Annotated in this window: 8 protein-coding genes; 6 read left to right on the top strand and 2 right to left on the bottom strand. The window is 64.1% G+C overall.

All coding sequences use genetic code 11. The annotated features are described in order from the left end of the window. Window positions 1–98 precede the first annotated feature (98 nt). The 3 genes from UIB01_RS15600 (at window position 99) to putP (UIB01_RS15590) (ending at window position 6,089) form a co-directional block, all read left to right on the top strand. Entirely contained in the window at window positions 99–854 is a 756-nt protein-coding gene (locus UIB01_RS15600) for an AraC family transcriptional regulator (protein WP_038662413.1), read from the top strand. 263 nt (window positions 855–1,117) lie between these two features. Beyond that, window positions 1,118–4,279: a bifunctional proline dehydrogenase/L-glutamate gamma-semialdehyde dehydrogenase PutA gene (gene putA, locus UIB01_RS15595; protein ID WP_038662410.1), complete on the top strand. Its 3,162-nt coding sequence runs from the start codon at window positions 1,118–1,120 to the stop codon at window positions 4,277–4,279. A 325-nt stretch (window positions 4,280–4,604) separates the two neighbouring features. After that, window positions 4,605–6,089: a sodium/proline symporter PutP gene (putP, locus tag UIB01_RS15590; protein WP_038662408.1), complete on the top strand. Its 1,485-nt coding sequence runs from the start codon at window positions 4,605–4,607 to the stop codon at window positions 6,087–6,089. 123 nt (window positions 6,090–6,212) lie between these two features. Here the strand turns inward: putP (UIB01_RS15590) and UIB01_RS15585 are convergent, their stop codons facing one another. Then, on the bottom strand, window positions 6,213–6,437 hold the full coding sequence (locus UIB01_RS15585) for a DUF3203 family protein (RefSeq protein ID WP_038662406.1): 225 nt from the start codon (window positions 6,435–6,437) through the stop codon (window positions 6,213–6,215). Between the two features lie 227 nt (window positions 6,438–6,664). Between UIB01_RS15585 and UIB01_RS15580 the strand changes: the two genes are divergently transcribed. Next, window positions 6,665–8,686, top strand: a complete 2,022-nt coding sequence (locus UIB01_RS15580; RefSeq protein WP_038662403.1) for a TonB-dependent receptor — start codon at window positions 6,665–6,667, stop codon at window positions 8,684–8,686. Window positions 8,687–8,896: 210 nt separating this feature from the next. After that, window positions 8,897–10,381 carry a sodium/proline symporter PutP gene (gene putP / locus UIB01_RS15575; protein ID WP_038662400.1) on the top strand — a complete coding sequence of 495 codons (1,485 nt, stop codon included), beginning with the start codon at window positions 8,897–8,899 and terminating at the stop codon, window positions 10,379–10,381. Window positions 10,382–10,483: 102 nt separating this feature from the next. On the opposite strand, the gene UIB01_RS15570 is transcribed toward putP (UIB01_RS15575), so the two are convergent. Next, window positions 10,484–11,299, bottom strand: a complete 816-nt coding sequence (locus UIB01_RS15570; RefSeq protein ID WP_038662397.1) for a DUF1206 domain-containing protein — start codon at window positions 11,297–11,299, stop codon at window positions 10,484–10,486. 205 nt (window positions 11,300–11,504) lie between these two features. On the opposite strand from UIB01_RS15570, the gene UIB01_RS15565 reads away from it, so the two are divergent. Further along, window positions 11,505–12,347, top strand: a complete 843-nt coding sequence (locus tag UIB01_RS15565) for an IclR family transcriptional regulator domain-containing protein (protein ID WP_038662394.1) — start codon at window positions 11,505–11,507, stop codon at window positions 12,345–12,347. Window positions 12,348–12,366 lie beyond the last annotated feature (19 nt).

Here is a 12,366-nt window from a genome sequence, read left to right as displayed (position 1 = left end):
TTAGATGGGTGGTGGTTCCGATGATTTCAATCCCGTCAGCCAGGGGTGGGCACGTTAAGCCGGCTTCGGTACAGTGCTTGCACGCACAGGTGCCCATCATGCTCAACGCCCGTCTGCTTCGCCTGGATGACCAGACTCATCAGCACGCCCACGACTATCACCAGCTGGTGATGTCGCTTTCTGGGCGCGCGGAATTCGAGGTCAACGGCACGGGCGGCGAAGTCTGTCGGATGCGCGCCTGTCTGGTGCCGGGTGATGCCGATCATGGTTTCGCCGGCATGGGCGACAACCGCATGCTGATCATCGATCTCGACGAGCAGGATGTCGGCACCGAAGACCCGGAGCTGCTGGCCCGGCTGTTCGAAGCGCCGCGCTATCCAGCGCTGGATGCCGATTTCCAGAACCTGCTGGCCTACGCCGGTGCCGAGCTGGCGCGCTACGGCAGCGACCCGCTACTGGCCCGAGCGCTGGGCGGCGTGTTGTTGCGGGCGTTGCACTTGCGACTGTTCGGCGAGTCCGTGCAACGCCCGACCGGGCCGCTCGATCTGCAACGGCTGGACAACCATATTCAGGACAATCTGGCGCGGCGCATCACCGTCGCCGAGCTGGCCCAGGTGGTCTGCCTCAGCCCCAGCCACTTCCACGCCCAGTTCAAGGATTGCGTCGGCCTTACGCCGCACCAGTACCTGCTCAAGACCCGCCTCGACCGTGCCGCCCGCCTGCTGCGCGAAACGCCCCTGCCACTGGTACGGATTGCCGAGGAGTGCGGCTTCTCCAGTCAGAGCGCACTGACCACGGCGACCCGCCGCTACCTCGGTTTGACCCCTCGCGGATTGCGCAAGTCCGACTCCTGAGCGTTCTCCTGATCGCCCTGTTTGCGGGCTCTTCAGCTATCGGGCGCATATTCCTGCGCCATCCTGGTGCGCTTTTATTACCGCCGCGTTTCCGCACCCGGCTTTCGTAGTTTTTCGTAAAACTTCCGTAGTTTTGCGCAAGAACGTCGCGTCACGCTGCCCCTACATTCCGTCTCCCGACCTGGCTCTTCGTCTTGTGCTGCACCATCAGCCTGGCCGTGGACTAGACCTATAAGCAGACACAATCACAAGAGGAGCGGCGCATGTTCAAGGCCGGTCACGTGCTGGAAGGCGCCTTCGCCAACCAGAAAGCCGCGGAATTCTTCCCCGCCATCAGCGCCAACTACGCCGTTGACGAGGCGCAATATCTCACCGAACTGCTGCAGCTTGCCGATCCCGGCGAGGCTGGCATTGCCGCCATTCGCGAGCGAGCGCGCAGCCTGATCGAGGCGGTGCGCGGGCGTGACAATGCCGTCGACACCCTCGATGCGCTGCTGCGCCAGTACAGCCTGGATACCCAGGAAGGGCTGATGCTGATGTGTCTGGCCGAAGCGCTGCTGCGGGTGCCGGATGCCGCCACCGCCGCCGCGCTGATCCGCGACAAGCTCAACGCCGCCGAATGGGAACGCCACCTCGGCCAGAGCGACAACGTGCTGGTCAACTTTGCCGCCTGGGGGCTGGTGATGACCGGCAAGGTGGTCGATCCGGAAACCGCCGATGGCCGGCCGAAGAACGTCATCGGTCGCCTGCTCAAACGCTCCGGCGAACCGGTGATCCGCGGTGCGATGAACCAGGCGATGAAGCTGATGGGCAAGCAGTTCGTGCTTGGCCGGACCATCGCCGAAGCGCTGAAGAACGGCCGTCCCGAGCGCGAGAAGGGCTACACCTATTCCTTCGACATGCTCGGTGAGGCGGCACTGACTGCCGAAGACGCCGCCAAGTACATGGCCGACTACCGTCAGGCCGTGGAGACCGTCGGCGCCGAGCCGCAGGTCGGCAAGGGCCCGCGGCCATCGGTGTCGATCAAGTTGTCCGCACTGCATCCGCGCTACGAAGTCGCCCAGCGCGAACGCGTGCTCACCGAGCTGTTTGGCAGTGTGCGCGAACTGGCCGTGCTGGCGCGGCGGTTGAACGTCGGTATCACCATCGATGCCGAAGAGGCCGATCGCCTCGAGCTGTCACTGGAGCTGTACGAAAAGCTCCTGCGTGACCCGGCCATCGCCGGCTGGGGCGAGTTCGGTCTGGTGATCCAGGCGTACTCCAAGCGCTGCCTGCCGGTGCTGGTCTGGCTGACGCTGCTCGGCCGCGAGCTTGGCGAACGCATTCCGCTACGGCTGGTAAAGGGCGCCTACTGGGATAGCGAGATCAAGCAGTGCCAGGTTCAGGGCCTGGACGGCTACCCCGTCTACACGCGCAAGGAAGGCACCGACACCTCCTACCTCGCCTGTGCGCGCTACCTGTTGTCCGAGCACACCCGTGGGGTGATCTACCCGCAGTTCGCCAGCCACAACGCGCACACCGTCAGCTGCATCCTGGCCATGGCCGAGGAAACCTCGCAGCCGCGCGAGTTCGAGTTCCAGCGCCTGCACGGTATGGGCGATGCCCTGTACGACACGGTGATCGAGAAGTACGCCCGCAACGTACGCATCTACGCCCCGGTCGGCGCGCACAAGGATCTGCTGCCCTATCTCGTGCGTCGCCTGCTGGAGAACGGTGCCAATTCGTCGTTCGTTCACCAGCTGGTCGACCCGCGCGTGCCGGTCGAATCGCTGATCGATCACCCGGTCACCCAGCTGCGCAGATTCGCCGCGCCGGGCAACCCGCGCATTCCGCTGCCGCCGGCGCTGTTCGGCAACCGCAAGAACTCCCAAGGGATCAACATGAACATCCAGAATCAGTGGACCGAACTGGCCAGCGCCTATCAGCCCTTCCTCGAGCGCCAATGGCAAGCCGCACCGGTCATCAGCGGCCGGACCCTTGCCGGTACGCCGTCCGAGGTACGCTGCCCCTATGACCTGAACAAGGTCGTCGGCCAGGCCCAGTTCGCCAGCGCCGAGCAGGCACGCCAGGCGGTCGAGCGGCTGGCCGCCTACTGGCCGACCTGGAACGCGACACCCGTGGAGAGCCGCGCGGCGGTGCTTGAGCGTCTCGGCGATCTGCTGGAAAAACACCGTGCCGAGCTGATGGCGCTGTGTACGGTGGAAGCCGGCAAGTCGCTGCAGGATGGCATCGACGAAGTACGCGAGGCGGTGGATTTCTGCCGTTACTACGCACAGCAGGCGCGGCAGAAGCTCGGCCGTGAGGAGCTCAAGGGCCCGACTGGCGAGCGCAACGAGCTGTTCCATGAAGGCCGCGGCGTGTTCGTCTGCGTCAGCCCGTGGAACTTCCCGCTGGCGATCTACCTCGGCCAGATCACCGCGGCACTGGTGGCCGGCAACACCGTGCTGGCCAAGCCGGCCGAGCAGACCAGCCTCATCGCTGCGCGTGCGCTTGAACTGATGTTCGAAGCCGGTCTGCCGAAGGAAGCGATCGCCTTCCTGCCGGGCGACGGCGCCACCCTGGGCGGTGTGTTCTGTCGCGATCCGCGGGTGGTCGGCGTGTGCTTCACCGGTTCGACCGACACGGCGCGCATCATCAACCGCCAGCTGGCCGAGAAGGAAGGCCCGATCGCCACGCTGATCGCCGAGACCGGCGGACAGAACGCGATGATCGTCGACTCCACGGCACTGCCCGAGCAGGTGATCAAGGATGCCGTCGGCTCCGCCTTCACCAGTGCCGGCCAGCGTTGTTCGGCCTTGCGCGTGCTCTACGTGCAGCGTGATATCGCCGACCGGGTGATCGAGTTGCTCAAGGGCGCCATGGCCGAGCTCAGGGTCGGCCCGACCCATCTGCGCGAGAACGACATCGGTCCGGTGATCGATCAGGAGGCCCGCGAAGGCCTGCTGGCGCATATCCAGCAGCTCAAGAGCGAAGGGCGCCTGATCGCCGAGGCGACAGTGCCGGCTGGTCTGAACGGTCATTTCGTGGCGCCGGTAGCCTTCGAGATCGACGGCATTCACCAGCTCAAGAAGGAGCAGTTCGGCCCCGTGCTGCACGTGGTGCGCTACGACGCGGCTGACCTGGAAAAAGTCGTCGCGGCGATCAACGGCACCGGCTACGGCCTGACCCTCGGCGTGCACAGCCGCAACGAGGAAACCGCGGCGCGCATCGAGCAACTGGCGCGGGTCGGTAACCTCTACGTCAACCGCAACCAGATTGGTGCCGTGGTCGGGGTGCAGCCGTTCGGCGGCTGTGGCCTGTCGGGCACTGGCCCGAAGGCGGGTGGTCCCAGCTATCTGCTGCGTTTCGCCAACGAGCGCACCACCTCCACCAACACCACTGCGGTGGGCGGCAACGCCTCGCTGCTGTCGCTTGGAGACGATTGAACGTCGCGGCAGGCCTGCGGCCTGCAATCGCCGCGAGGGCGCGCCTCCCACAGCGGTGCGGTGTACGCCGGCAGCTTTTGTAGGAGGCCCGACCTGAGGCAATGCTTTTAATGGGTGGTTATGGTCTCGGCCATCCACCCAGTGAAAACGGCGGCTTAAGGCTGCCGAACACAACAAAAATTGGACAGTCGGCGGACGCTCTTCCGCCACTGACGGGCCCGGGTTGGGCCTGTCACAGGTGATGGCCTTTTCGCCATCGCCCTCTGCCAAGGTGAGGCGCGGGTCCGCTCGCGTTGCGCCAAACAACAACTAACGAGGGACACACATGAGCATCAGTACACCCACGCTGATCACCTTTCTGATCTACATCGCGGCGATGATCCTGATCGGTTTCATCGCCTACCGCGCCACCAAGAACTTCTCCGACTACATCCTCGGCGGTCGCAGCCTCGGCAGCTTCGTCACGGCGCTGTCGGCCGGCGCCTCGGACATGAGCGGCTGGCTGCTGATGGGGCTGCCCGGCGCGATCTTCGTCGCCGGCCTCTCGGAAAGCTGGATCGCCATTGGCCTGATCGTCGGCGCCTGGCTCAACTGGATCTTCGTCGCCGGGCGTCTGCGTGTGCACACCGAGCACAACCACAACGCCCTCACGCTGCCCGACTATTTCTCGCATCGCTTCGAGGACGAGAGCCGCATGCTGCGGATCTTCTCCGCGCTGGTGATTCTGGTGTTCTTCACCATCTACTGCGCGTCGGGCGTGGTGGCCGGCGCGCGGCTGTTCGAATCCACCTTTGGCATGCCCTACGAGTACGCGCTGTGGGTCGGTGCGGCCGCGACCATCCTCTATGTGTTCATCGGCGGCTTCCTGGCGGTGAGCTGGACCGACACCGTGCAGGCGACGCTGATGATCTTCGCGCTGCTGATCACCCCGGTGTTCGTCATCCTCGCCCTGGGCGACATGGGCACCGTGATGGCCACTATCGAAGCGCAGAACCCAGCCAACTTCGACATGTTCCGCGGGCTGTCCTTTGTCGCGATCGTCTCGCTGCTGGCCTGGGGCCTGGGCTATTTCGGCCAGCCGCATATCCTGGTGCGTTTCATGGCCGCCGACTCGATCAAGACCATCCCCAACGCCCGCCGCATCGGCATGACCTGGATGATCCTGACCCTGGCGGGCGCCGTCGCCGTTGGTTTCCTCGGCATCGCCTACTTCGCCGACCACCCGGATCAGGCTGGTGCGGTCACCCAGAACGGTGAACGCGTGTTCATGGAGCTGGTGAAGATTCTGTTCAATCCCTGGGTGGCCGGCATCATCCTTTCCGGCGTACTGGCCGCGGTGATGAGTACGCTCAGTGCGCAGCTCTTGGTCAGCTCCAGCGCACTGACTCAGGACTTCTACAAGGCGATGCTGCGAAAGAACGCCTCCCAGTCCGAACTGGTCTGGGTCGGCCGCGGCATGGTGCTGTTGATCGCACTGATCGCCATCGGCATCGCCTCCAACCCCGACAGCAAGGTGTTGGGCCTGGTGTCCTACGCCTGGGCCGGCTTCGGCGCGGCGTTCGGTCCGGTGGTGCTGATCTCGCTGCTGTGGAAGCGCATGACCCGTAACGGTGCCTTGGTTGGCATGCTGGTCGGTGCGGTCACCGTGGTGGTGTGGAAGGAGTTCATTGGCCTTGGGCTGTACGAAATCATTCCGGGCTTCATCCTCGCCAGCATTGCCATCCTCGTGGTGAGCAAGCTGGGCGCCGAACCGGCCCCGAGCATCGTCAAGCGCTTCGAGGAAGCGGACGCGGATTATCACGCGGGCTAAGAAGGGCAGGGTGCATTGACCGCGGCAGGATCATTTGCACCTTGAACGCCTGGCCGGCGTAGGCCATCACCTTGCGCAACCAGAACCCCGGCTAGCCGGGGTTTTGCTTTTCCGGTCGCCGTATTAGTCGTCCGCTACCAGGTTGGAGCGGTCGTCCACCGCACCCGCCGCGATCAGGTGTTCGGCTTCATCTTCCGGTACATGGATGCTGGTGCCGTCGATGTTCATCACCGACATCCGTGCTTGTGGATCGGTGGTGATGCGTACGTCCATCAGGGCGCTGCGGTGTGTATTGCCGTTGATGACCACGCAGCAGGTACCGGTGGTGGTGTCGATGTCTACGGTCATGATCTGTCTCCCGAAGCGGTGCCAAAGCCGCGCGCGGTTCGCACGGCGTTTCCATGTCGACCACGAACAGGGCGAATCCGTTGTGCTTGATACAGGAAAAACAGACTTAAACGTTACGATATAACATGTTAGATTCTCGCCCCGCGAAGCCGGCCCTCGCGAGCGGGGGCGGCGCACAGTCGTCTTCGGTTGCCTCGGAAGGCAACCGCCACTGTCTGGAGAGTCACATGAAACTGAAGCGTCATCCCCTGGCCTGGGCGATCAGCCTGGCCCTGATTCCGTCTGCCTGGGCCGTCGAACCGGTCGAACTGCAATCCGTGGTGGTCAGCGCCAGCGGCCTGGCCAAGCAGAGCCATGAGATGACCACGCCGGCTGCCGTGATGGAGGGAGATGAACTGGTGCTGCGTCGCGAGGCGACGCTGGGTGAAACCCTGGAAAGCGTGCCCGGCGTACGCTCCAGCAGTTTCGGTGCCGGTGCGGCGCGTCCGGTGATTCGCGGGCTGGATGGCGCCCGGGTCAAGGTGCTGAGCGATGGCGTGGAGTTGCTCGATGCTTCTACCATCAGCCCCGACCACGCGGTGACCAGCGAGCCGCTGCTGGCCGAGCGCATCGAGGTGCTCAAGGGACCGGCGACCCTGCTCTACGGCGGCGGCGCTATCGGCGGTGTGGTCAACGTGATCGACAAGAAGATCCCCACTCGCGTCCCGGAGAAGGGCTACGAAGGCGAGCTGGAGCTGCGCGCCAACAGCGTCGCCAACGAAGGGGCAGGGGTGTTCGGTATCACCGCCGGCAGCGGCAATTTCGCCGTGCGTGCCGAAGGCACCAAGCGCCAGGCCGATCCCTATGAAATCCCCGGTTCGCCGAAAAAGCAGGAAGGCTCCTACAACGACACCGACAGCTTCAATCTGGGTGCCAGCTTCATTGGCGAGCGCGGCTTCATCGGCGCCGCCTACGGTGAGCAGAACAACCGCTACGGGCTGCTGGCCCATGAGCACGCCGATTGCCACACCCACGGCAGCGACTGGCACTGTGGTGGCCATGATGACCACGACGATGACGACGACCATGATCATGACGAACATGGCAGCGTGCCCTATGTCGACATGCGCCAGAAGCGCTGGGACCTGCGCGGCGAGCTGAGCGACCCGCTGCCGGGCTTCGAACTGGCGCGGCTGCGCATCGGCCACAGCGACTACCAGCACAAGGAAATCGAAGGCGGCGAAGTGGGCACCCGCTTCAACAACGACGCTACCGACGCACGCCTGGAACTGACCCATCAGCCGCTGTTCGGCTGGCGCGGTGTGGTCGGCGCGCAGACCCTGCGTCGCGACTTCGAAGCCCTTGGCGAAGAGGCCTACGTGCCGCAGACGCTGACCCGTAACCACGGTCTGTTCCTGCTGGAGGAATACACCGCCGGCGCCTGGCGCTACGAGCTCGGCCTGCGTCACGAATGGCAGGACATCGATGCCGATGGCCGTCCGGATACCGACCACAGCGGCACTTCGATGTCCGCCGGTGCGGTCTGGACCTTCGCCCCGCAGTACTCGCTGGGCTTTTCGCTGACCCGTTCGCAACGCCTGCCCAGCGCAGAAGAGCTTTACGCCAACGGCCCGCATGCGGCGACCCGCACCGTCGAGCTGGGTAATGTCGACCTGGAAGAGGAAACCTCGCACAACGCCGAGATCACCCTGCGCAAGTTCGCCGGCCGCACGACCTTCAGCCTCAGCGTTTTCCGCAACGAGGTGGATGACTTCATCTATGCCGCCGACACCGGTAACGACATTGGTGGCGGCTACCGCGAGATCGAGTATCGCCAGCAGGATGCCGTGCTCACCGGCGCCGAAGGGGAGGTGCGCTTCCAGGCAACCGATGCCACCGCCTTCACCCTCTTTGGTGATCACGTGCGCGGCAAGTTGCGCGACGGTGGCGGCGACCTGCCGCGCATCCCGGCCGATCGCCTAGGCGTGCGGCTGGATCAGAGCTTCACGCCGGCGCTCAACGGTCAGCTGGAGTTCTATCGCGTGCAGCGTCAGGACGAGCTGGCCGATTACGAAAGCGAAACTGGTGGCTACAACATGCTCGGTGCCAGCCTGGGTTACAGCGGCTCGCTGAACCAGACGAACTACCTGCTCTACCTCAAGGCCAATAACCTGCTGGATGAGAAAGCCCGCCAGCACACGTCCTTCATCAAGGACGACGTGTTGCTGCCCGGACGTAACCTGACCGTAGGCATGCGTCTGGCGTTCTGATAAGGCTGATTGCCACGGCGCAAGGGTCGGCACCGGTTGCCGACCCTTTTTTCGTTTGCAGAGGCCAGACCCTGACAATGAAGAGCCGGCAGTCACGGGCGCGGATGTCAGCGACGCGCTATCCTTGCGCCCCTCGATTGCTCCGTTGCGGGTGCCGGTCGCATCCCGGGCTGTGGCGGAACGTCAGGACCAACAAGGAAAACAAGTCCCATGAACGTCAGCACTCCCACTCTGATCACCTTCGTGATCTACATCGCGGCGATGATCCTGATCGGCTTCATCGCCTATCGCGCTACCAAGAATTTCTCCGACTACATCCTCGGCGGTCGCAGCCTCGGCAGCTTCGTCACGGCGCTGTCGGCCGGTGCCTCGGACATGAGCGGCTGGCTGCTGCTGGGCCTGCCTGGCGCGATCTTCGTCGCCGGCCTGTCGGAAAGCTGGATCGCCATTGGCCTGATCGTCGGCGCCTGGCTCAACTGGATCTTCGTCGCCGGGCGGCTGCGCGTGCACACCGAGCACAACCACAACGCCCTCACGCTGCCCGACTATTTCTCGCATCGCTTCGAGGACGAGAGCCGCATGCTGCGGATCTTCTCCGCGCTGGTGATTCTGGTGTTCTTCACCATCTACTGCGCGTCGGGCGTGGTCGCCGGTGCGCGGCTGTTCGAGTCCACTTTCGGCATGCCCTACGAATACGCCCTGTGGGTCGGTGCGGCCGCGACCATCCTCTATGTGTTCATCGGCGGCTTCCTGGCGGTGAGCTGGACCGACACCGTGCAGGCGACGCTGATGATCTTCGCGCTGCTGATCACCCCGGTGTTCGTCATCCTGGCCCTGGGCGACATGGGCACCGTGATGGCCACCATCGAAGCGCAGAACCCAGCCAACTTCGACATGTTCCGCGGGCTGTCCTTCGTCGCGATCGTCTCGCTGCTGGCCTGGGGCCTGGGCTATTTCGGCCAGCCGCATATCCTGGTGCGCTTCATGGCCGCCGACTCGATCAAGACCATCCCCAACGCCCGCCGCATCGGCATGACCTGGATGATCCTGACCCTGGCGGGCGCCGTCGCGGTGGGTTTTCTCGGCATCGCCTACTTCGCCGATCATCCTGAGCAGGCTGGTGCGGTCAGCCAGAACGGCGAGCGGGTGTTCATGGAGCTGGTGAAAATCCTGTTCAACCCCTGGGTTGCGGGCATCATCCTCTCCGGTGTTCTGGCAGCGGTTATGAGCACCCTCAGCGCGCAGCTGCTGGTCAGCTCCAGTGCGCTGACGCAAGACTTTTACAAGGCCATGCTGCGCAAGAACGCCTCGCAGACCGAGCTGGTCTGGGTCGGCCGCGGCATGGTGTTGTTGATCGCACTGATCGCCATCGGCATCGCTTCCAACCCGGACAGCAAGGTGCTGGGCCTGGTGTCCTACGCCTGGGCCGGCTTCGGCGCGGCGTTCGGCCCGGTCGTGCTGATCTCGCTGCTGTGGAAGCGCATGACCCGCAACGGCGCGCTGGTCGGCATGCTGGTCGGTGCGGTCACCGTGGTGGTGTGGAAGGAGTTCATTGGCCTTGGGCTGTACGAAATCATTCCGGGCTTTATCCTCGCCAGCATCGCCATCGTCGTGGTAAGCAAGCTGGGCGCCGAGCCGGCCCCGAGCATCGTCAAGCGCTTCGAGGAAGCCGACGCGGATTATCACGCCGGGTGATCAGACAGTGCAGGTCGAGCGTTGCTGCTCGACCTGCACGGCGCCTTCGCCAGTCCGCTCAGCGCATCGTCTCTACTTGGCTATCTCTTCGGCCGCCAGGCTTCAATCCGTCACTTCGGAAAGGTCGATCCGCCGCCAGCGCGCTTCCGCGAAGCTGTACACGGCGAAGGCGAGCATGCCGACACCAATCGCCAGCAGTAGCACCCCGCCTGCGGGCAGACCCTGCAGGGCTTCCAGTGCTTCTTTGAGGCCGGGTGGATCGGTGGGCTCGTAGCGGCTGCCGCCCATGAACAGCAGCCCGGCGATAATCAGGAAGGAACAGCCCCGAGCAGCCAGCCCAACGCGGGAAACGGGACGGACCAGACGCATGGTGCGTTCATCGCACTGGAAGTAGCGTTCGAAATGCGCGCGCCAGGCCTTGATCAGGTGCGCAATGCCAACCCCTAGTGGAATAAGCGCGATCGTCCAGATCAGCCAGTGGGAGTGTTTGAGGCCGAGAACGCGCATCAGGCTATCGGTGCTTTCGCCACCCGAACCACCGCCGGCCTCGGAGAAACGATCCAGCCCGCTCACCAGCAGGCTCAGGGTGAACAGTGCGAGCAGCAGGTTCACCGCACCGCTACTCACCAGCCCGGTGCGAATCAGCAGCCCTTTGGCATCGTGACCGTGCCTATCGGTATCGCCGATGCCCTGCGTCAGCCGCCACGCCACGTGCGCCAGCAGGCCGATCACCACCAGCCAGAGCAGCACGCTGCCGAAGGGTTGGCCGAGCAGTTGCTGGACTGCGCCTTTGGTATCTACCGTCTTTCCTGCGCCAATCGCGGCCATGATGGCGAAAAATCCAATGATCACGTACACCACGCCCCGTGCCGCGTAGCCGCTGCGTGCCAGCCAGATCACTCCGCGGGTTACGTTCATCCACCATCCTCCATTGCGCCATGAGTACGTTGCCGCTTCGGCAACCTGTTCAATAGACGCCCGCCGTCCGGCTCGGTTCGGCCTGATAGCGGAGCGGGTAGGTGGTGCAGATGGGCGCCTGTGGGCCTCAGCTGGATGCGTGCTGGCGATTATCGGCCGCTGTATCGATAATCGCCCCACTGTCAGCAACCTGGGGTGTTCTGCCATGACCGATGATCCGCGTGTTCTTCAGCCATCAATGGCGCCACCCATTGTTGCTTCGCCTGCCAAGCGCATCGAGGCGCTGACCGGCGATCCCAACTTCATGACCTCGCTGGCGCGCGGACTGGCGGTAATCCATGCGTTTCAGGAGCGCAAGCGTCACCTGACCATTGCGCAGATCAGCCATCGCACGGAAATTCCCCGCGCCGCCGTGCGTCGCTGCCTGCATACGCTGATGAAGCTGGGTTACGTCACCACCGATGGACGCACCTATTCGCTGCTGCCCAAGGTGCTGACACTCGGTCATGCCTACCTGTCGTCGACGCCGCTGGCGGTGACTGCACAGCCGATCCTCGACCGTCTTAGCGAGCAGCTTCACGAGGCCTGTTCGATGGCAACCCTTGAAGGTGACGAAGTGCTCTATGTGGCGCGCTCGGCCACGCCACGGCGATTGATCTCGGTTGACCTGTCGGTGGGCAGTCGACTGCCGGCGTATTGCACGTCGATGGGCCGCATCCTGCTGGCAGCGCTGGATGACGCAGCGCTCGACGACTACCTGGGCCGCGCTGACCTGCAGGTAAAAACCAGTCGAACCTTGCATAGCCCAGAGGCGTTGCGCGAGAACATCGCCGAGATTCGCCGGCAGGGTTGGGTGGTCATCGATCAGGAACTGGAGATGGGGCTGCGCTCGTTGGCCGTTCCGCTCAAGGATTCCGCGGGCCAGGTGTTGGCCGCGCTGAACGTCGGCACCCACGCTGGGCGAGTATCACGCCAGGAACTGGAAACCCGCTTCTTGCCGGTACTGCTCGAAGCCAGCCGAGAACTCAGCACGCGGTTGTTCCACTGATCAAATGCGATGGCGGAAG

Origin of the sequence: Stutzerimonas decontaminans (assembly GCF_000661915.1) — a bacterium.
GTDB lineage: Bacteria > Pseudomonadota > Gammaproteobacteria > Pseudomonadales > Pseudomonadaceae > Stutzerimonas > Stutzerimonas decontaminans.
The sequence above is the reverse complement of the archived record's forward strand: the minus strand, read 5'-3'. Positions and strand labels throughout refer to the sequence as shown.